Here is a 19,407-nt window from a genome sequence, read left to right on the forward strand (position 1 = left end):
ACCTCAACTGAACTGAAAGAAGATATACAACAGTTTAAGAAGACAGACTATTACGAGTGGAATTTCGCATAGCTCAATTTTCACTCGTTGAATTACATTTTTTGTTGTGTTATGTCTTGTATGAAATAGTCTTTTTTAAATCTTATCTTATTGAATTAAATCTTATCTTCTATATATGTTATTCTCTGTTTAATTACTGGTCTATCAAACAATGTTGCTCTTTTAAAGTTTTTGATTTGTTCTTCTGTTTGTAATCCATATTTAATCAGACTACTATCTATAAGTAATGTTAATGCGTCTCTTAATTGAGTATGATGTTCTATTGCGTCCATTGGATAACATTCATCTTTGAGGAAGTTATTTTCATAGCAATAATCTTCATGAATTTGATTTATATCTACGTCATATGTATCCTCAAGTTCTTTATAGATATTTGAATATAACTCACTTCTCGTGCAATCAAAGTATTCCATAAGCATTTTGTATTTAGGAGCAATCTTCTTATACCATGCTGATGGATACCTTCTTGATGATAAATAACGATTAGTTTGAGTTTGTTCTATCTTTTCTAATCTTTCAGTTATAGGTTGTAATGCAATAGCTATTGCATTTGAGATACTTTCAGCTAAGAATTCAGCGTTTATGGCATTCGTAGACTTCTTATCTATGAATACAGATGCCAATACATCTGCGCATTTGTCTTGATATAGTTCTAATTTTGTTGCTAATTCTGGTTGAGTTTGTTTCATTTTTGGTGTAATGTTTATTTTTGCTAATGCAATAGGAAGTTTGCGTTGTGAAATGCAATAAGTATCTTTCTCATCAAACAGGGTGGTGTCATTTTTCGCCACCATCTTTTGTGTAGGTAATGTAAATTTGGTTATACCTTTTGAGATTACAGAATCATTAATCCATTTATCTCTTCTTTTTCTTATTTGATTCCTATCTTTAAATCCTATACCTTTCAGAACTGCATTGATAGAAGTATAAATTTCGCCGGTTGCGTTATCTTGAACTGCAATGAGTTTATCTCCATAAAAATCAAAATATGTTGTTTCTAATGCTGTGTTTTTCATAATATCATTCTCCTTTGTTTTCTTCTTGACACAATTCCATTGCAAGAGTGTCAAATATATTCTTAGTCACTGTATTATTCTCCGTTTGAAGATTAAGTTTTCTATTAAAATTATTTATATACATAATTAAACTTAACTTCAATAATTCTAATCGACTAATTTTGTTGTATTCGCAAATATAATCAATAGAATCTTTGTACTCCTTTGGAAAAATGTAATTAAATATATCATGTATTTCATTTAATTGTTCAGCCGCCTTGTTGGTTGTGTTTATATATTCTTTTAATAATTGGTTATAATCATTATTAGAAGGAACAGGATTTTCCATATAGTTAGAAAAAATAATATTTGCAAATTTATGTATGTTTTCAATTTCTTTTTCGATTTGTTGTGAAGAAGGAAAGTTAAAATCAAAATATGAATTGTTTAAATACTCTAAATATAAATCAATATAAGCTTTATCAAACCATTCATGCTTAGAGTCATTTCCGCTTATATTATAATTTTTAAAATATTCTTTAAAATTTTTTTCGATGTCTAACGTATTCATACATAAAGGCGAAGCATATAAATACATTATTTTTGTTTTTGATGGAATTAGTTGTCGATTAATTTGTTGCAATCTTTGATATAAATTTTGTGTAATTCCAATTTTACATTGGGCAGTGTCACATATCATCAAATATACAAAACCATACGATTTAGAACATTTCGTAATATGAGGACACTTTTGATATTCTTTTTTTGAATAAATAGATAGTTCTTGTGGGAGTAATTTTGTCATGTGAGTATTTGTCAATGATGATATAGTATTTAATTTTGTTTCTTTGATTGTTTTCATAATAATCTCCTTCGTATTAATTTTGTTTGATTAGGTTTCTATTTATATATTCTCTTTTGTTATTTTTCATTTTGTATAATGTTTTGCATTAAAGAATTGATTATGAAGATAAATTATATTTTCTTCACAATATAGGATTAAGAAACATCAAAATTCATTTTTGTCAGATTTTCTTTGCAAATTTGACTGAGTTTCTTCCTATTTATATCGTGTTTTATATATGGGGTAGGATGTATATTTATATTCTCTATTTAGGTGATTGACATATAGAATTAAATTTGATACAATTATTGTAAATAAATGATTTTGTGTGGAGGTGTGTATATTATGGGGAAGAAGCGAAGAAAAAGAAGAAAAATGAATAAAGCTCAGAAAAGAGCATGTGTATTACCGGAAATTAATAGACCAAAGAATAGAAAACCAAAACAAAGACCAAATCCATTGTTCTTTTGTGAAAAACGACATTTTGAAATAGATAGTATGATAGCAAAGGGAACGGCAATTTTTGTTGGAGAACATCAATGTGTAAGTCAAGAAATTAAAGTTATCAATTTTGATGGAATATTAATCAATGATAATGGCGAAAATATTTCTGTTCCTCTTAAACGATGTATAATGTGCGGCAAAACCATTATACAACCAGATATAATGAAAGGAATATGTAAAAATAATAGTTTTAGTTTGTATCATTTTATGGGAGTACATCATGGAGAAGAATTTAATAAAACAAATATAAAAATTCATGACATAACACCTAAACATTTTCTGACAAGAACAAATATAGGTAAGTTATGTGTAAAAGATGGACATAAATTGACGGATATAAAGGCAAGAATTAAAATTTTATCTTCAACTGGTAAGGTGAATGAAGTTATAATTCCTGCCGCTCATTGTGAGAGATGTGATAAATATTATATCTTAGAAAGCCATTATCAAATGGTAAAAAGACAAGGTGTTATTATTTGCAAGGTAGTAGAAGAAAAGTTTTGGCGTAGAGATAACAACGGAATGTCTTATAGTAATTTGAATAAAGAATCGGTTCTACATATAATGGGCTATAATGTAAGTGAAGTAATAGGATTAACTTCAATACAACGACACAGAATATTGGAAATGATTGTTGATGAACATATATTAAGCCGTATGGAGATATGCAATCACCTTGATTGGCTTATTGAGAGGAATTCTTATAGAGACAATTTCAAATATGCGATAGAGAAATGGACAGATGATAGGGAATATATTGCAAATTATAATACAAAAGATATGAAAATTGTGGATGTGGGAATTGTTACAAGAAGGACGTATAAAAAGAAATGATTTGATAGAAATTTGTTTGTGATTGCAATGGGATTGAATTAAAGACTTTCGTAGAAATACGAAGGTCTTTTTTTGTTGCATTTTTATATGTAATTTTAGTATCGGAGTGTAGATGAGTGATTTTTGTGGATTTTATTGGTGTTTTGTAGTGTGGGGAGTTGGTTGTGAGGTAGAATTTGAGATTTTTGTATCGCATTTTTTGAGGTTGTGGCGGTATTTTTTTGTTTGATTTTTCTTGGGTTTTTCGATAAGGGGGACGATTTTAAATTTTTGATGTGTGATGTGTGATTTTTGTTGTGTTATTTGGGGGTTTGGTGGGTTTTGTGTTTTTTGTGGTTAGTGTGTAAGTTGACTACATATACAGATATAGGAAAAATGGGACTTGCCGACTTGTTTTTTGTACCCCCTCCATAACTCTTCATAAAATACGCTTTTTTCGCATACCTATGCGGATTTGACTTAATTTTATTATCTGATATAGTCATAATTGTCAAAGGGAAAAGGGCAAAAAAGAAAATAGTAAAGATATGTAAGCAGAGTCACTAAGTCTTGCATATATCGCTTTGAGCAGAGTCAATAAGTCTCAAAGTCTTTACTCAAAAAATCTTAATATCTTTTTCAAAGTATAGCTATGTAACTATGCAAGGATTATATGTATAGTCCGTTTTTGACTGAACTTTGAAAAATAAATAGGTAACAAAAGCAGATACTACTTTTTTAGTTCCATCAGGAACCACACAAAAAGCAAGTCTGATAATACAATACTTTTGCTACAAGTTTATATAAAAAAGGTGCGGGAATCCGGAAAATCCCGTTGACTATGTAACGGCGGTTATATGGTTACGTTTGAAATATTTCTAATATTTTGAGCGTGTGAAGGTGAAAATCCTTTGTTTCAAGTTTGGTAATTCTTGGGATACCGGTAGCAACGAAAATCCGGCACAAAGCGTTATAAAGTGGAAGTACGTTTTAACGCAATACAAAATTAAACGACTGTAAAAATTACCGTATTAAACTAACTTGCATATTAGAGGTGCAAGCGGTTACAAGTCCGCATAAATAGTGAGTAGTACAACAACACAAAAAAAACAAGTAGAGCATCCGCTGCTTAGTGCGGAAGAAGGAGTATATCATGAAAAAAACTAACAATAACAAAAAAGTATCATTCAGTAACTTTAGTGACTCAAATCGTGCCTTGTTGCACGACTTCAGAACAGCTATTATTGCAATAGCAGAGGAAAATGCTAAGTATAGCACCGCGAGCAAACCCATCAAGACTCAGCGTGAAAAGACTCTTGCGCTCCGAGAGTCTGCCATTCAAGATGGAATGGATTACAATGATGCTATAATCAAGTATAGTATCAGCAAAGAAGAGTCTATCCTTGCAAAGTTGAAGGCGGAACATGAGTCAGCCGTCAAGGACTACAACAAAACATTGAAGGCTTGTTACGCTTTTATCCCTGAGGGAATGTATAAGGCGTATGCCACAAAGGCTCAAACCTTTGATGATACCGAGTTCAATAAAGAGTTCAGTAAGTTCCTTGAAGGACTTGGTATTGAGGTAGGATCTGCCATAGTGCCAAAGTGGGTACGCAAGCTTACCTCTGCCATAGGTGTAAGTATGGCAACTCAGAAGACTTTGCTTACAGGTGCAGAGTCTTTGACTAAAGCCATGAGCAAGACTTGCTTTAACAAGTTATTCATGGCAACTTTTATAGACCTATTCATCAAGTAATAGGTCGCACTATTCAAGGGTGTATGCTATCAAGTGTACACCCTTTTTCTGTATACGCGGTAAAAGTCCACGTACTGATGAGGCATGAGCCGAAACAGAGAGAATATTAGGTGTATATACTCTTATACACCTTGAGAGGAGGAATACAATAATGAACACATGGAAGAAGGATACTAAACGTCTATGCAGAGATTTCTGTGTAGACTATAACACAATAGTAAACAAGGTTGAGTCGTATGTATCTACACATACTCAACCAAGACACTATGCTCATAGCTATGAGTACAAGTATGATATTGCCGTACGTTTTGTACGAGCAATGATATAAGGGGATGTTAAATATGTATGAAGTAAAAGACAAAAATAAGACGTATCTGTTTAGTAATAAAACAGATGCTGATAATTATATTGACTATTTGCAACATGGCTTAAAATGTATCTCACAAAAAGACAGAACCTATTGTTTTAACAATGGTGCACGATTAATTGATGTATCATTGTATGGAACAAACAATGAAAAATTTGTTTTACATTACAACAATAAATGTATTGTAAGTAAGACATTACAGAAAAAGTATATTAAAGTGTTAGGAGGAACAAACTATGAACATGAGGAAAAAATTATCAATTATCTTAACTATAATATTGCTATTCATTGCACTTTGTTCAACAGCAGAGGCAATGATAACTTTGCCATTTGGATATTACACTCATAACGGCTTTAAGATTATTTATACGACTAAAGCCGTATGTATAGGTGTAAATACTCTTATGACTCGTGATGGTCAAATATGGGAGTATGAGAATAACAATTTTGTAATAGGTGATAAGTACCGCATTACATTCAGTGATAACGGTACGGAGGATGATAAGACGGATGATAAGATATTATCCGTCCAAAAGTGTCATTGAGATGTTTAAGTATATAGTTCATGCTATATATTTTTACATAAAAAAATAGCCTTGTACTACCACTACAAGACTATTTAATATCAATGAAAGGCGGTGGATTGCGATGCTAACTCCGGAAGGATATATTGGCGATTACGATGGAAGACTCTATAGCACTGAGAATGAAGCTCGTGAAGCCGATCCTCGCAATTAACCAAAAAGCCATCAGAGTGAGATACCATCAATATCTCTGATGGTCTTTTATTGATATTAATATAATAGCACAATAATTATCATATGTCAAGCTTTTATGGAGGTGAAATACAATGAGAACTCAAATAGATGTTCGTAAGTTCCAACGGAAACTGCGAGCGAATGGCTACACCTTGCACCATATGCGAGGTAGTCATCAAATATACCGAAACGGAAACAGCGAAACTATTGTCATAAACAACAAGTTAAATGCAATGGTAGCTAAAAGACTTGTAAAGGAGTTCAATTTGCAATGAAAAAGAGAATATACAAGTATCTGACCGAATGCCTAAGAGAAATCATAGGCATTTTTGAATATTTAGAAGGGAGATGGTGAAATGCTCAAAGAAAAAGCATTGCGTATCATCAAGGCAGAGTTCAAAGAATATAAGCAACGTATTCTCACGAACTTGTCGAAAGAATATATCTTTGAGATTGCATATCAGATATATGTAAAATCTCGAATATATGATTTTTTGATTAAAGGTTGGGAATACCCAAGCGAAATTTATGAGATTATTATATCTTTGCATAAGCACAAGATAAATATCTTAGAATTACTATATTCGTATTTCCTGAAATATGAATATACAGATGTTGAAGATTGGCAAAATATGCAGGAATGGATAAAAGAATGTTTGAAGAAAGAAGGGAACTTAAATGACAAATAAAGAAAAGGAATTAATCAAAGATAATCTAAGAGCATACAATGCAAATTTTAAATACATAAAAATTGTTTCGGCTGACTATGGAGACGGTTTTTATGTTTTCACAAGCGAAGAACGTTTTAAATCAGGCAGTTGGACTCAATATTGTTATAATATTGATTACCTAAATGGTTGGTTATATGGAGCGGTACAAGCAATTCATAAAAGATGTGGTGAGAGAAAGGAACTGTGATGAATATGTACACATTAGAGTCATTAAAAGAAATTAACAATAGATTTTGCAGAAGTCATGAAATGACAGAATATGATGTAGAAAAGGTAAATGAATATGTTGAACTGATTGAAAATTCTCGTTCAAAATTAGAATCTAAAATAGGAGATATGATACAGTACACAAATGAATATGGAGAATATTTTGAAAAAGCTCATATTGACGAAATATATGAAGATGGAGAATTGTATATATGTGAGCGCCCATATGTTCCATTTGTCGGAATAAATGAAAATAATAATGGAATTAGTTATAGTACATCAGGTGGAGCTTGGGAATATCTATCAAAAGAAAAACTCACGTATGTAGGAAAAAGTAAAAAGCGATTTTGTGTTTGGGGTAATTGTGGTGCTTGTGCAGATGGAGCTGTTGAATTTGAGGCAGATGTAAATGTATGGTCTTATACTTCAAGCGAAAATAAATTTATCAGCAAGATAACTGGAAACCTATACACTACTAAAGAGTTTAATAGAATGATAATCCACTATTATGCAAATGAATACGGACAACCCAAAGATGGTAGTGAATATATTTATTTTGGAAGGCTAAACAACGGTGTATGGAAATCGGATAAAGAACTACAAGCATGGTTGAGAACATTTAGAGCAGAAGTGTTTGAATGGGGGAAGAATGGCATGTTTGTTTGGTACTGGAAAAATGAAGATCATCACGTTACTCCAACGGAATTTGATAATTTAAAGTTGCCGGAAGATACAATATTAAAAAATGCAAGAATTCTTAGATGCAAAAGAAAGTATGATGAAGATACACATACAGTCCACACTTACTATGTATGGTATTGGGATGAACCAGATAAAGATTTTTACAAAGCAGCTGAAGAACAAAATAAAATAAGAAAAAAATTCTATACTCTCGGTTGGCATATTCCTCAAAATCAACTTGCAATAAAAGAATTTGAACTTGGAAAAGCACAACCAATTAATTTGGATTTTATTAAGGGTTGATTAGTAATTAATAAGGAGGTAAGGGAAATGAGAAAATACATAGTTCATTACGGATATGGAAACAAGGCATATACAGATACTCGTAATGCACGAGTGTTGTGTAGAATGTACGGCGAAAATGTAACAGTAACAACAATACAAGGCAAGTTTATATGTAGAGGAATTATCAACTATGACGGCACTGTAACTGTTTGTACAATAGAGTGACGAAAGAGATATTTCATATGATGATGTTCTATCGAGGAAAAGTAACACGACTTTTAGAAATGACGATTTGGAGGTAAACAAAATGCGAGTTAAAACAAAAAAACAAGCGGTGATTAGGACAATATATAACAATTATAATTTATGGGAGGATTCTAAGGATGATGCAATAGAAACACTCAAAGCTAATGATATTACGATAACAGATAGTGCAATATGGGAAGAAATATACAATCAAGATGAATACGATTGGATTGGAATAAAAGATGATTTGGAACGATTTTTCAATGGTGAAAGTACATGGATTTTGCAAGGCACTTGTGAATGTTGGGATGGTAATCATAAAGCTGGAATGATATTTGAAGATTTTGAAGAGATGCTCAATAAAGCGGCAAAAGATTGTGATTATATTCACCTGTATGATAAAAATGGTCATCTTTACTTAAAGTGTTCACATCATGATGGAACTAATTATTATGAAATAAAAAAAGTTACAGATAGAGGTGTTGAGTATTTAGCAAACTGGAAAGATAATTGGGATGACAATCGAACAGAACAATATGTTCATAATCAAATTATGGAAAGATATTCAGTCTTGCCTCATTTTGGACATAAAGTATACTGTTACCCAAAGATTGAGTGGAAGAAAGAAGAAAGGGATGTTGTAGGAATGGAGAAATAAGTTATGATTAGTACAATAGAACGAGATTGGATTTGTAAAAACGGTGTATTTTATTTTCCAATGAAAGAGCTTCCTGATTGGTATGGAATACCAAATATAGGGTTTGTATATCATGGTGAATGGTCTGATTCGGAGGTGGAATATAAAGGAAAGCGAATAAACTGTAACGATATTGAAGAAGTGATGTGGGAGAATTATAGAGAAGATTGCTTAGAAGAAAGAAGAGAAGATACATTTGATAGATTTTACATTTATATGAAAGAACATCAAAACGAAGTATATGAAATACTCGAAGAAATAATGAATAGAGAGGAAAATTAAAATGGAAAGAGAAATTTATGAAAGACTTAGTACAAAATTAGATTATGAAACATTTATAAAGTGCTATTGCCCTGAATGCGAAAAAGAAAATTGCATTCATAGAGAAGCATATAGAAGATTACCTGAAAAAGTGGGAGGTTTAGGTTTGTGCCCAAATTTGCAGACAAATAAAAATTAAGGAGTATATGTAAATGAGTATATCAGATGCAATATATAACAATATGTTAGAGGAGAAGAAACAAGCAGTTTTAAGAAACGAATATAAGAGTATAAGAGCTTGTCCTCTAAAAGAAGTCAATGGACGTGTTGACAATTACACAGAGGACAAGCTAAAACATTATTAAAAATGATGATATTTGACAGAAGATAAGAATTGAACGGAGGACTAACTATGAAAGATATACATATTGATATGTGGTACGGAGATGATGTAAGCATGGCAGATGGGATTGATGTTTCCTTTAATGATTTGGATTGTAAATATAGAGGAAATATTTATAAAAACGGCAGAATGATAGGTGATTACGTTTGCGATGATTCTGTAACGCTTGAAAAGGTGTTTAAGGGATTGTTCAGATGGAATGATTAATTGAAACGACAATTTCAGACGATTAAGAGAAAGGCGGTTAATATTATGAACACAGACAAATTAGAACAATATCTTGACGAATTATCGGACGGAACGGATTTTTCATTTGGAATATCAGAAGCAACAGATGAAACGATTGAGTTGTATATGCAAGGCGATAATCCTTGTTGTGAAGATTGGTGTATTGAATTTACAATAGACAATCCAACGACAAAGAAAGAATTAATTGAAATTTTGGCGGACGAGATATTGGAACTCTATGAGGGTTTTGATATAGAAGAAGAAACATATGTTATGTTGGAGGCAAAGAGAAATGGGGTTTCGGGAGTGCCTGATGTGGTTGCCCTTGTACATAATGAAGAATATAAAGAGAACGCATTAAAAGAATTTGCGGAAAAGTTACGAAATTTGTACAATAATTTAGACAAAGAGGAAACAGATACAATGAATAAGGAACAATTTTTTGAGTATATTCACGAGAATTTCAACATTGACGGTGCAAGTCAAAGCTTAATTTTGAATATTCTTGATTACATAGAAGCAAATTATTCTGAAAAAAATGAACAGTATAATGCGTTGTGTTCATTGCTTGATGGTACTATTGGACTGGAAGATAGAGAATTGAAAAAAGTGTATATGTAGATTGGAGTGATTATAATGGAATTGCATTTATATTATCTTGATAGGAAATGGACGAAACGTAGAGATTGTGGTCATCATTATAATCTTGTTGTCGATTTAGACAACAAAACATACAAGATATATGTCAGTCCTTTTTATGGGTATGAACGCTCAAACGATATAGAGGTCAAAAGAAAATCGGATATTATAGATTATATTGAATATTTAAAAGAGAATGGGTTTGTAGATACTGATGAGATTTATTGTGGATAAAATAAGAAATTTATAAAAAGATAGGAGGTATATGTTGTGAATTATACCATAGATGAAGTCAAAAATATTTTAGCAAGTAAAAAGTCGCAAATATGCAATTTAGGTATATCGCATACGGTTTTAACAGTAATACAAGATTTATTAGAATATCAGACACCTAAAAATCCATTGCCAAATGGAACGCATAAAGGCTTTAATAATTACTGTTGTCCGTCTTGTAAGCGTCCATTATCTACAATGTGTGAAGATTTTCAAATGCCATATTGTGAAAATTGTGGTCAGAAAATAAATTGGAATATGAAACGATGATTTGATTAAGGAGGAAAAGAATGTGTTATTTTTAAGAGAGCTTATTCAACAAAATGGACATAAACTTGTGCGATATAACGAAGCAATTGCAGGACATATTTATATGAGTGTTTTTAATTATAGTGAAAAACATGGTGGAACATTCGATAGTTTTAAGTATTATAACGATTACGTTGTTGATATAACAAAATAAGAACGATGATTTGGATAGGAGTGATTATAATGAAATGTAATTATATTGAATATCACAGATTAACAGATCAGATGTTTTCTGGCGTTGCACAAACAGATACACACTTAAATCAGTATACGGAGATTTTAAGACAGTATCTTATAAATGGTGGTGCAGCAAACACAATGTTGAAACTTGGTATTGGAATACAAGTCACAACTAAAAGATTTATGTTATTACCTAAGGAAGTTGTTATGAGAAGATTTATATGGCTCAAGGGTAGTAGAAAGGGAGAATTATTAGATAGAAATGAAATAGAAGCAATTGGAATGTTTCTTCCGGGTGGTGCTTTATATGGAAAAGAAGATAATTACATATGGGATTGAATCAACGATTTCAAGAGAAAATAAATAATAATTATAGGAGGAAAATATTATGTCACATTTTATTACATTGGTATTTACAAAAGAAAACGGAAGCACAGTTGAGGAATTGCTTGCTCCATATGATGAAAACATTGTGTATGCTCCATATGTAAAGTATACACGAGAACAAGCAATAGCAAAAATAAGAAAAGAAATTGAGGACTATAAGAATGGACTTTATGCGAAGTATTTATCAAATCCTCAAAAATATGAGGGAAATTGTAATAATGTAGAGCATATTAATTATCTAAGAAATAAATTCCCACAAAAATTGGAATGGACTGATGATGAATGTTATCAGGACATGAAAGGACGTTTTGATGAGGACATGATTAAACCAAATGGAGATTTATTATCTACTTATAACCCAAATTCAAAATGGGACTGGTATACCATCGGAGGAAGATGGAATAATTATCTCAAAACATTGTCCGGCGAAACTACAAACGAAGATTATGTATCCGAAATTGATTGGAAAGATATAATACCTTTTGTCTTTGTTACTCCTATTGGAGAATGGCACGAAAGAGGCGAAATGGGTTGGTGGGCTTGTGTTTCCAATGAAAAGACTATAGATAATTGGGAATCAGAGTTTAAAGAATTTCTTGACAATTTAGATAAAGATACCATTGTAACAGTAGTTGATTGCCATATTTAAGTTTGGAGGTAATAGCTATGAAAATAATAAATATTAAATGGGATACGGACGGCGATAAAGAATTATTAAAAATATTACCAACAGAAATTGATATTACAGAAGAATTTGACTTTGAAGAATATGAAATTGATGGAGAGTTTGAGAAAGAGCAACTATTGGATGATATATCTGATTGGTTATCAGATACTTACGGATATTGTCATTTTGGATTTGAGATTGAGAGATAAAGGAAAGGATGAATTAATATGACAAAAGAAATGATACAACTATTAAATCAACTTACAGATTTGGCAGATGAAGCAAGTGTAACAATATATGATGACGGTAAAGAGAATGGAACAGGCGAAATAATAAAGCTATGTAAGAAGCTGGCAATAAAGATTGACGAGTATTTAGGTTATTGATTGAGAGGTAATAATTGTGGGTGAGAATATTATAAATGCGACATTCGTTTCTGTTTGGGACGGCGGAATAGCAATAGAAACGGAATGTAAAATCAATACGAATACACGAGAAGTATTTGATATTATTTCAGTGGAGGCAGATGTTGATGTATTTGAACGTCAATATGTTGTTATTGATGGACAAGAATATGACGTTGTATGTGTAGACGAGTCGGGCAAAGTAGGAGAGCGGGAGTATTGGTTTAGATAGAAGCAAGGTGAGTACTATGCAAGAAATGAGGAGTTTGAGAAAAATGAAAAGATATATGATACATGAGAGAGGTAGAGGGTTTGAATTTCAAACCAATTATAATATTGGTACAGAGGGATTTTGGAATGATTTACAACATTATAGAGATTGCTGCGTTAATGGTGAATATTTTCATATCCCTCCGAAAATTGAACATATTATATCAATAACATTTATTGATGAAACGTAGATTTCAGAAGGGAGATTTATAATATGAACAAACAATTTGTATTAAATACAATTAAGGATTTTGAATCGTGGGAAGTCGGACAATGTGTTACGTTCAGATACAAAAGTTCTAATAAAGTCGAATACGAATTGACTATCAAGAAAGAAGAACCGAAGTACTTCCCATTTATAGTCACCGTGACGGGCACACGTACAGGAACGCCCGAAACAATCGGCAGGCGATACACAAGTGTGGAAAGAGCATTTTTGCACATATTTAATTGTTTTAACGAAAACGCAAATGAAAAGGATGATTACGATTCGTTAGAAGAAGCATTAGACAAAATAAGTCTTAAAATTGAATTTCAGAAGGGAGAAAAACAATATGGAAACTTATAATGAAAAGGCAAATGTGCTTATAAAAAACTTAATGGAGTTATTGCCGAGTCAACCACGTAGCTTTGATACAGCGGATAATCCCGGATTTTGGACAAACGGTAATGAGATACTTTGTCCAACAGAAATGGAATGTGAAATATTAGCAGAGTTTTTACAAGATGTATTGAAGGAAGTATCTACACTGACGGTCAAAACAGGATATTATGACCCATTTGAGGATGTAGAAAATGGCAAACAAGATGATAATACAGGATTTTATTACATTGATTTTGAATAAATGAAACGGAAAATTCATGGTTCTAAATACGCATATTATTGTGATATTTTTGGATTTTAAAATAGAATTGGAGGACGATTTTATGATTAAATTTATAGAAAAAGAAAGATATTATGATGATAGTCCATATACAGGAAGTTGCTATTATTACCCTACATATATGGTAAAAGATAGAAAAGAATTCTTTGTATTCAATCGAAGAGATCCTGACGATGAATGGAAGATAAAAGAGGATGAAAAAAGAAAAAATCAGTTGATAGAAAACGAAGGGAAATATTTTAAGTTTAACGGATTTTATGATAATCCACTAGAAATGTTGAAGAAGATTATTGAAAGAAAACATCATTTTACAACACCAAAGAACATGTACTATGGTAATTTAGATACATATAGATATATAGATTTCCATGGTAATAGAAATGAAGTCAGTGCAGCTTTCCATTATAGAATTTATGATATAGAGTTAGCATGTATAATTCAAAAAGTTGTCAAGCTAATCAATAGTGAAGATTGGAGCATGGCAAAAGTAATATTGAATAAAAAACAATGAAAAGCACATTTCAAAGAAAGGAAAATAAATATGAAAATTGGAGATAAAGTGATTGTAAAAAATAATTTAAGAGAAGAACTACGAAAATTAACATTTGATGAGACGACTTGTGAGGCTATGGAAGCCCGTTTTGTCGGAACAACATGTGAAGTATTTGATTTATGGAAAAATGAAGATGGACAAGAATATGCAACAGTCGATTTATGTTGTGAAATTCCTGTTCAGTGTCTTGAGGTGATTTAATGAGTAGAAGAGAAATTTATGCATGTGATTGCTGTGAAAATGAAATCATAATTAAAATTTGCCAAAATAAAAAAAGACAGATTTCAAGATAAGATTGAGGAGGATTAATATGGAACAGTGGGATGAGGAAGAAGTATGGGATGCAATTTCAGTTATATCTTCAATACGAGCAAAATGCAGTGTGTTTAAGAGAGAACAACGCTCTAAATATCATGCATGTAGTATGGCAATAAGAGCCTTGCGCGAGGTTATCGGTGATCCAGCGGCTATGGATAAAGTAACTGATAGCAGTTTAATATATGAATTAGATAGCAGAGGCTATAATGTAGATAATTTGATTGAAATTTTACATAAGATTAAGTCTTGAAAGCAAGGTTTCAAGTCCTTTATATGGGACATAAAAGGGTGTAGAATGTATGTATAATAAAAATATCACAGAATTTTGTTTAAAAATAGCAAATAGTGGTATATATTAAATGAAAGGTAAATATAGAAAGGAAGATTAGAAATGGAAAATATATCACACGAACGAGCAATAGAATTATTGAAAAAATTAGTCGCAAATATGAGGTATGGAGGAAAACCGTTGGTTGTTGCAAAGCATTTGCTCTATGTCGGATTTGAACCCGAAGAACTTCTAGAACTTGGGTTTAAGAGCAGAAGTGTGGTAGCAGCAGAAGAACAACTTGACGAATATGAAGATAGTTTAATATTTTTGGAAGGCTAAGAATTAGAGGGAAAGTAGAAAGTGAGGAAATAAAATGAAAATTAATGGAGATGCAGGAGAGATAAGAACCATAATAATCGTGGGTTTAATTTGCTGGATACCACTTTGTGCATTGTGTACACCAGTTGGTGGTACACTTCTTACGATATTTATTTTTGGAGTAGCCGGTATTATATCATATTCTAAACACAAAGAAAGAACAGGTGGTAACAACGGAATTTCACAAAGCTTACACGATCAGTATATGGAAAAATTACATGAAAGCAATCGCAAACATTGGGAATTCTATGATAAGTTGACTGATGAAGAAAAGGCTGAAAGACAAAAGGAATTTGATGATGAATGTTTGATTGCGGCGAGAAAATGTGAATGGGGAAAGGCATTTGCTCAAGAATGGATTGACGATATGCCTACTGAATTGAAAAAGAAAGCAATGGCGATATATGTGAAACGACAAGCGTTTATTAAAGAAGAAAGAGAGTATGGTAGAGATGCTCATGATTATGAGATGGAAGATTATCTTAATATACGTAAAGAGGATAGAGGTTGTTTATCACCTGCGGGAGCAGAATATTTGTATGATATGAAATTAAAAATAGATAAAGCTTTTAGTGAATATAAAGGTGTAAAAGACGAAGAAGGGAAATGGAAGAAATATGCTATAGGAGAAGCTATGCCTAACAAATATGATAGGATTTTTCATAACTATACGGGAGTACCTTCGGTAAATGTTCCAACTGATAAGTTAAGACAGTTTTATAAATATACTCCAGATGGAAAACTTACAAAAAAATATATGGAGTTTTCTGAACCTCAGGTTTGGTGGGGACATTATGACACAACTGTAAGTCATTGTCTAGTGTCAATGCCTATATAACAAAAGAAGGAGTGAACATTAATGACAGGAAGATTAGAAAATCAAATAAAAACTGAACAGAAAATCAAGCGAACACTTAAAAGTCTGCCACAAATTGTAGCAGACTTTTATTATAACATCTCAACATCTACTGAACCAAAGTCATGTTATATGTATATTATGATAATAAAGGGATTTATTGAATTTATAGAAGAATTAAATATATCCATAAATGATATTGATGAGACTGTTGTAACACGATATTTAAAGACAAAAGAACAAAAAACTAATAAAGAAGGACAAGTTCAAAGTACGAGTTTTTCATATAGAAAAGTTGTTTATGCCGCATTGAACAACTTTCTTTTTTATTTGAAAAAGAAAAAAATTATTAAAGATAATCCTATGGATGAAATAAAACCTATCCGAAACTCGGACAATGTAAAAAGAATAAGACTGACTGCAAATGATATGGAGAATATTATAAGTGCGGTGGATAGAGGTGTTGGTTCGCATAGAGCTATTGAGACTCAAAGACCTTGGCGTTCAAGAGACAAAGCAATTCTGTTGCTCTTTATATATACAGGAATGCGTGAAACAGCATTAACGGAAATTAATTTGAATGAGATAGACTTTGAAAATAATACGTTCAAAATCATTGATAAAAGGCATAAAACACAAGAATACATTATTAATAATCGACTAAAGGAAGCATTAATAGAATGGATACAAGACAGAGAATTATTATTAGAAGATATGCGTTCTGATGCATTATTTATTTCTGTTCAAAGAAGTAGAATATCTCCAAGAGCTGTTTCGGACTTGGTAAAAAAATATTCAAAGGCAGGAATCGGAACGGAAATAAGTCCTCATAAATTAAGGTCTGCGTTTTGTACAATTTTATATGATGAAACAAAGGATATAAACTTTGTATCTCAAGCGGTCGGTCATAAAAATATTGAAACTACACAAAGATATATTGTAAATGATGGACAAACAAAGAAAAAAGCTGTTTCGTTACTTGACGATATATTTAGCCGTTGACTATTTAACATCAATATGGTAAACTAAAGGAAAGATTAATAACACAATAAATTAGGAGTGATATTTATATGGAGAATAAAATGTTAGTTTCAAGGCATATTGACAATAAGATTATTTTGCAATATAATTAACATAACGAAAGGAGTTGATTGTAATGGCAAACACAGATGTTACAATTCGTATGGACGAAACAACAAAAACAGAGCTACAAAATCTTATGAATGATTTGGGAATGGATGTAAATACATTTTTCATAGTGGTAGCTAAACAAGCCGTTAGAGAGCAGGCGCTGCCATTTAGACCTACAAGACAAGAAACACCGAATTTTGAAACATTAAAAGCAATGATGGAAACTGAGTATTTAATAGAACATCCCGAAGCAAGAAAAACATATGATGATGTGGATTTGATGATGGAGGATTTGCTGGGATGAAATATAAAGTACAACCTTCTACTAGATTTACAAAAGACTTAAAACTATGTAAAAGTCGAGGTTGGGATACTGAGATAATAAAAAAGGTAATAAAAAATTATCTAATGGTATGCCATTAGAAGAAAAGTATAAAGATCATAGTTTATCTGGCAATTGGAATGGTTATAGAGAATGCCATATTCAACCTGATTGGTTGCTTATATATAGATATACAGAGGACGAACCAATTTTATATTTAACCAGGACAGGTAGCCATTCGGATTTGTTTTAAGAAAAGGAGAAATTAATAATGTATACAGTAGAAAATTTAGAGGCGATGGGCAGTGTATACGCTCAATTAACTCAGCTAAAAGGATTTAACGATCCATTTCAAGGGCAATGTGATATGTTTCCTATGAGAAGTATCACAACAATGATTAACAGAACAATGCCTTATATATCCGATGAATTAAATCGGGAAATTGGAGAATTAATGGATATGTTGGACGTTGATGAGATGGACGTACTCATAAAGAAACCAGTTCCAATGGAGCTACGAATGAGCTTTTGGAAAGGATATAATAAGAAAGTTTGATTGTTTTGCGAAAGGAAATGGTATTATGAAGAAAAGACTGCTATATTGACGAAAAATATCTTCTTTGGTATAATAGATATATTATATTGTAAGGGAGATAATCCAATGTTCAATAATGAACAAGATTTTGAAGAATGGAGAGTCGATTGCTTAAACAAGGCAAAAGAAATTCTCACTATGGACAAAGAAAAAGAAAATAATCGGAGTAAAAAAATAGAGACGACAGCGAATTGACTGGCGCCTTTATTTTTTTTTGTGTAAATTCAATTTGATAATATTAATGCGAATGATACTATATCAAGTATCACCGTGAGAATACAGACAGAAATCATTATATTAAAAATCATTTTTGGTTTAATTAATTTGTTATGTAAATAATTCCAATATTCTTCTGCGTAAGCTATTGGAATTTCTGCAAATAAGGATAAATCTTTAGCATTTTTTAAATATGTAGGCAACTTGTTTTTTGGTGCGATTAAAAGACAAGCCATTAAATTTGCTTCTTGTTCTTCTTGTAGAGAATCGGAAGTATGTCCCAATACATAATGAGCAATCTCGTGGAATATGTAGAAACGCCAATACATAGACGTTTCATCAAAGTAAATTATATATGAAGGCACTTTACCTGATTCTTTGTAAAGAATAGCAGGAGAGGAGATTAACGGATTTGTACCGGCAAAATCTTCTACTGCTTGAGATCTCACTTTAAAAGATATTTGTAATTGAGTGCATAGTAAAAATGGATTACAAGGGAAACTTGTAAACTGTTTTGTATAGATTTGTGCAATATCCAATAATTGTTTAAAACTTCTCATCTTCGACACCTCTCATTGGCAAATGAGCCAATCCTTTCATATAAATTAATGCAAATTCTTTTGATTTTGAGTCTAAAAGATTCCATAATGATAGAACGTCTTGTTGCTCAGAGGGCAAGACATTATTATCCACATTGTCTTCAATTCCAGCAAAAAATTGAGAAAGTGAAATATTTAGACCGTTACAGATTTTCATTAAATTATATATTGTCGGGACGTGTCTATGTTTAATCATATTATTGAGTGACGAATAAGGCATATCAGACATCTTTGCAAGTCTATATATAGACAGATTTCGTTGCTTGCAAATCTCCATAATGTGCTGGTTGACTATAAATTCATCCATAGAAATCTATTC

At 31.6% G+C, this 19,407-nt stretch carries 39 protein-coding genes and 1 pseudogene; 36 read left to right on the plus strand and 4 right to left on the minus strand.

Annotated features, from left to right (window positions below):
- Positions 1 to 155: 155 nt before the first annotated feature.
- Positions 156 to 1,076, minus strand: a complete 921-nt coding sequence (locus LKE05_RS10205) for a phage antirepressor N-terminal domain-containing protein (RefSeq protein WP_308456768.1) — start codon at positions 1,074 to 1,076, stop codon at positions 156 to 158.
- Positions 1,077 to 1,080: 4 nt separating this feature from the next.
- Entirely contained in the window at positions 1,081 to 1,917 is an 837-nt protein-coding gene (locus LKE05_RS10210; protein ID WP_308456769.1) for a GIY-YIG nuclease family protein, read from the minus strand.
- 327 nt (positions 1,918 to 2,244) lie between these two features.
- Between LKE05_RS10210 and LKE05_RS10215 the strand changes: the two genes are divergently transcribed.
- The 36 genes and pseudogenes from LKE05_RS10215 to LKE05_RS10390 all read left to right on the plus strand — a co-directional run bounded on the left by LKE05_RS10215 (position 2,245) and on the right by LKE05_RS10390 (position 18,468).
- A complete protein-coding gene (locus LKE05_RS10215) occupies positions 2,245 to 3,237 on the plus strand; it encodes a hypothetical protein (protein ID WP_308456770.1) in 993 nt (330 codons plus the stop codon).
- Between the two features lie 1,132 nt (positions 3,238 to 4,369).
- On the plus strand, positions 4,370 to 4,972 hold the full coding sequence (locus LKE05_RS10220) for a hypothetical protein (RefSeq protein WP_308456771.1): 603 nt from the start codon (positions 4,370 to 4,372) through the stop codon (positions 4,970 to 4,972).
- 151 nt (positions 4,973 to 5,123) lie between these two features.
- The gene (locus LKE05_RS10225) at positions 5,124 to 5,300 is read left to right on the plus strand and encodes a hypothetical protein (protein ID WP_308456772.1); all 177 of its coding nucleotides are present in this window, start codon (positions 5,124 to 5,126) and stop codon (positions 5,298 to 5,300) included.
- A gap of 275 nt (positions 5,301 to 5,575) precedes the next feature.
- On the plus strand, positions 5,576 to 5,884 hold the full coding sequence (locus tag LKE05_RS10230; protein ID WP_308456773.1) for a hypothetical protein: 309 nt from the start codon (positions 5,576 to 5,578) through the stop codon (positions 5,882 to 5,884).
- A gap of 305 nt (positions 5,885 to 6,189) precedes the next feature.
- A complete protein-coding gene (locus tag LKE05_RS10235) occupies positions 6,190 to 6,372 on the plus strand; it encodes a type II toxin-antitoxin system HicA family toxin (RefSeq protein WP_308456774.1) in 183 nt (60 codons plus the stop codon).
- 81 nt (positions 6,373 to 6,453) lie between these two features.
- Positions 6,454 to 6,786 carry a hypothetical protein gene (locus LKE05_RS10240; protein ID WP_308456775.1) on the plus strand — a complete coding sequence of 111 codons (333 nt, stop codon included), beginning with the start codon at positions 6,454 to 6,456 and terminating at the stop codon, positions 6,784 to 6,786.
- A complete protein-coding gene (locus LKE05_RS10245) occupies positions 6,776 to 7,015 on the plus strand; it encodes a hypothetical protein (protein ID WP_308456776.1) in 240 nt (79 codons plus the stop codon). Before LKE05_RS10240 ends, LKE05_RS10245 begins: the two co-directional genes overlap by 11 nt.
- 5 nt (positions 7,016 to 7,020) lie before the next feature.
- Positions 7,021 to 8,019, plus strand: coding sequence for a DUF4121 family protein (locus LKE05_RS10250; RefSeq protein WP_308456777.1), 999 nt, complete (start codon positions 7,021 to 7,023; stop codon positions 8,017 to 8,019).
- A 27-nt stretch (positions 8,020 to 8,046) separates the two neighbouring features.
- Positions 8,047 to 8,226, plus strand: coding sequence for a hypothetical protein (locus LKE05_RS10255; RefSeq protein ID WP_308456778.1), 180 nt, complete (start codon positions 8,047 to 8,049; stop codon positions 8,224 to 8,226).
- An 82-nt stretch (positions 8,227 to 8,308) separates the two neighbouring features.
- Positions 8,309 to 8,905, plus strand: coding sequence for a hypothetical protein (locus LKE05_RS10260; protein ID WP_308456779.1), 597 nt, complete (start codon positions 8,309 to 8,311; stop codon positions 8,903 to 8,905).
- 3 nt (positions 8,906 to 8,908) lie between these two features.
- On the plus strand, positions 8,909 to 9,226 hold the full coding sequence (locus LKE05_RS10265; protein WP_308456780.1) for a hypothetical protein: 318 nt from the start codon (positions 8,909 to 8,911) through the stop codon (positions 9,224 to 9,226).
- A gap of 1 nt (position 9,227) precedes the next feature.
- Positions 9,228 to 9,404: a hypothetical protein gene (locus tag LKE05_RS10270; protein ID WP_308456781.1), complete on the plus strand. Its 177-nt coding sequence runs from the start codon at positions 9,228 to 9,230 to the stop codon at positions 9,402 to 9,404.
- Between the two features lie 13 nt (positions 9,405 to 9,417).
- Entirely contained in the window at positions 9,418 to 9,570 is a 153-nt protein-coding gene (locus LKE05_RS10275; RefSeq protein ID WP_308456782.1) for a hypothetical protein, read from the plus strand.
- A 47-nt stretch (positions 9,571 to 9,617) separates the two neighbouring features.
- Positions 9,618 to 9,815, plus strand: a complete 198-nt coding sequence (locus LKE05_RS10280) for a hypothetical protein (RefSeq protein WP_308456783.1) — start codon at positions 9,618 to 9,620, stop codon at positions 9,813 to 9,815.
- A gap of 45 nt (positions 9,816 to 9,860) precedes the next feature.
- Positions 9,861 to 10,457 carry a hypothetical protein gene (locus LKE05_RS10285; protein ID WP_308456784.1) on the plus strand — a complete coding sequence of 199 codons (597 nt, stop codon included), beginning with the start codon at positions 9,861 to 9,863 and terminating at the stop codon, positions 10,455 to 10,457.
- Between the two features lie 15 nt (positions 10,458 to 10,472).
- Entirely contained in the window at positions 10,473 to 10,709 is a 237-nt protein-coding gene (locus tag LKE05_RS10290) for a hypothetical protein (protein WP_308456785.1), read from the plus strand.
- A gap of 36 nt (positions 10,710 to 10,745) precedes the next feature.
- On the plus strand, positions 10,746 to 11,018 hold the full coding sequence (locus LKE05_RS10295) for a hypothetical protein (RefSeq protein ID WP_308456786.1): 273 nt from the start codon (positions 10,746 to 10,748) through the stop codon (positions 11,016 to 11,018).
- 22 nt (positions 11,019 to 11,040) lie between these two features.
- Positions 11,041 to 11,211, plus strand: a complete 171-nt coding sequence (locus LKE05_RS10300; RefSeq protein ID WP_308456787.1) for a hypothetical protein — start codon at positions 11,041 to 11,043, stop codon at positions 11,209 to 11,211.
- A gap of 29 nt (positions 11,212 to 11,240) precedes the next feature.
- Positions 11,241 to 11,576: a hypothetical protein gene (locus LKE05_RS10305; protein WP_117967275.1), complete on the plus strand. Its 336-nt coding sequence runs from the start codon at positions 11,241 to 11,243 to the stop codon at positions 11,574 to 11,576.
- A gap of 49 nt (positions 11,577 to 11,625) precedes the next feature.
- Entirely contained in the window at positions 11,626 to 12,273 is a 648-nt protein-coding gene (locus tag LKE05_RS10310) for a hypothetical protein (RefSeq protein WP_308456788.1), read from the plus strand.
- 17 nt (positions 12,274 to 12,290) lie between these two features.
- Positions 12,291 to 12,500: a hypothetical protein gene (locus LKE05_RS10315; RefSeq protein WP_308456789.1), complete on the plus strand. Its 210-nt coding sequence runs from the start codon at positions 12,291 to 12,293 to the stop codon at positions 12,498 to 12,500.
- An 18-nt stretch (positions 12,501 to 12,518) separates the two neighbouring features.
- Positions 12,519 to 12,677: a hypothetical protein gene (locus tag LKE05_RS10320; protein ID WP_308456790.1), complete on the plus strand. Its 159-nt coding sequence runs from the start codon at positions 12,519 to 12,521 to the stop codon at positions 12,675 to 12,677.
- Positions 12,678 to 12,693: 16 nt separating this feature from the next.
- The gene (locus LKE05_RS10325) at positions 12,694 to 12,927 is read left to right on the plus strand and encodes a hypothetical protein (protein ID WP_308456791.1); all 234 of its coding nucleotides are present in this window, start codon (positions 12,694 to 12,696) and stop codon (positions 12,925 to 12,927) included.
- 34 nt (positions 12,928 to 12,961) lie between these two features.
- Positions 12,962 to 13,156 (plus strand): hypothetical protein, encoded by a 195-nt coding sequence (locus tag LKE05_RS10330; protein WP_308456792.1) that lies wholly within the window; start codon positions 12,962 to 12,964, stop codon positions 13,154 to 13,156.
- A gap of 23 nt (positions 13,157 to 13,179) precedes the next feature.
- Positions 13,180 to 13,533, plus strand: coding sequence for a hypothetical protein (locus LKE05_RS10335; protein WP_308456793.1), 354 nt, complete (start codon positions 13,180 to 13,182; stop codon positions 13,531 to 13,533).
- Positions 13,520 to 13,810 carry a hypothetical protein gene (locus LKE05_RS10340; protein WP_308456794.1) on the plus strand — a complete coding sequence of 97 codons (291 nt, stop codon included), beginning with the start codon at positions 13,520 to 13,522 and terminating at the stop codon, positions 13,808 to 13,810. The genes LKE05_RS10335 and LKE05_RS10340 overlap by 14 nt, the downstream gene beginning before the upstream one ends.
- An 82-nt stretch (positions 13,811 to 13,892) precedes the next feature.
- A complete protein-coding gene (locus LKE05_RS10345) occupies positions 13,893 to 14,360 on the plus strand; it encodes a hypothetical protein (protein ID WP_308456795.1) in 468 nt (155 codons plus the stop codon).
- Between the two features lie 30 nt (positions 14,361 to 14,390).
- Positions 14,391 to 14,603, plus strand: coding sequence for a hypothetical protein (locus tag LKE05_RS10350; RefSeq protein ID WP_308456796.1), 213 nt, complete (start codon positions 14,391 to 14,393; stop codon positions 14,601 to 14,603).
- A gap of 109 nt (positions 14,604 to 14,712) precedes the next feature.
- Complete coding sequence (locus LKE05_RS10355) at positions 14,713 to 14,970, plus strand: hypothetical protein (protein WP_308456797.1); 258 nt, start codon at positions 14,713 to 14,715, stop codon at positions 14,968 to 14,970.
- Between the two features lie 198 nt (positions 14,971 to 15,168).
- Positions 15,169 to 15,330 (plus strand): hypothetical protein, encoded by a 162-nt coding sequence (locus LKE05_RS10360; RefSeq protein WP_308456798.1) that lies wholly within the window; start codon positions 15,169 to 15,171, stop codon positions 15,328 to 15,330.
- 34 nt (positions 15,331 to 15,364) lie between these two features.
- Complete coding sequence (locus LKE05_RS10365) at positions 15,365 to 16,207, plus strand: hypothetical protein (protein ID WP_308456799.1); 843 nt, start codon at positions 15,365 to 15,367, stop codon at positions 16,205 to 16,207.
- Positions 16,208 to 16,228: 21 nt separating this feature from the next.
- Positions 16,229 to 17,227: a tyrosine-type recombinase/integrase gene (locus LKE05_RS10370; protein ID WP_308456800.1), complete on the plus strand. Its 999-nt coding sequence runs from the start codon at positions 16,229 to 16,231 to the stop codon at positions 17,225 to 17,227.
- Between the two features lie 154 nt (positions 17,228 to 17,381).
- Positions 17,382 to 17,660, plus strand: coding sequence for a type II toxin-antitoxin system RelB/DinJ family antitoxin (locus LKE05_RS10375; RefSeq protein ID WP_308456801.1), 279 nt, complete (start codon positions 17,382 to 17,384; stop codon positions 17,658 to 17,660).
- Positions 17,657 to 17,931: pseudogene (locus LKE05_RS10380) on the plus strand (type II toxin-antitoxin system YafQ family toxin). Before LKE05_RS10375 ends, LKE05_RS10380 begins: the two are co-directional and overlap by 4 nt.
- A gap of 18 nt (positions 17,932 to 17,949) precedes the next feature.
- Positions 17,950 to 18,234, plus strand: a complete 285-nt coding sequence (locus LKE05_RS10385; protein ID WP_308456802.1) for a hypothetical protein — start codon at positions 17,950 to 17,952, stop codon at positions 18,232 to 18,234.
- Between the two features lie 105 nt (positions 18,235 to 18,339).
- A complete protein-coding gene (locus LKE05_RS10390) occupies positions 18,340 to 18,468 on the plus strand; it encodes a hypothetical protein (protein ID WP_308456803.1) in 129 nt (42 codons plus the stop codon).
- A gap of 29 nt (positions 18,469 to 18,497) precedes the next feature.
- Here LKE05_RS10390 and LKE05_RS10395 read toward each other — a convergent pair whose 3' ends face one another.
- Together LKE05_RS10395 and LKE05_RS10400 are read right to left on the minus strand one after the other, a co-directional pair.
- Positions 18,498 to 19,049 carry an ImmA/IrrE family metallo-endopeptidase gene (locus tag LKE05_RS10395; protein WP_308456804.1) on the minus strand — a complete coding sequence of 184 codons (552 nt, stop codon included), beginning with the start codon at positions 19,047 to 19,049 and terminating at the stop codon, positions 18,498 to 18,500.
- Positions 19,036 to 19,395, minus strand: a complete 360-nt coding sequence (locus tag LKE05_RS10400; RefSeq protein WP_308456805.1) for a helix-turn-helix domain-containing protein — start codon at positions 19,393 to 19,395, stop codon at positions 19,036 to 19,038. Before LKE05_RS10400 ends, LKE05_RS10395 begins: the two co-directional genes overlap by 14 nt.
- Positions 19,396 to 19,407: the final 12 nt, after the last annotated feature.

This window comes from Hominilimicola fabiformis, assembly GCF_020687385.1.
Lineage (GTDB): Bacteria > Bacillota > Clostridia > UBA1381 > UBA1381 > Hominilimicola > Hominilimicola fabiformis.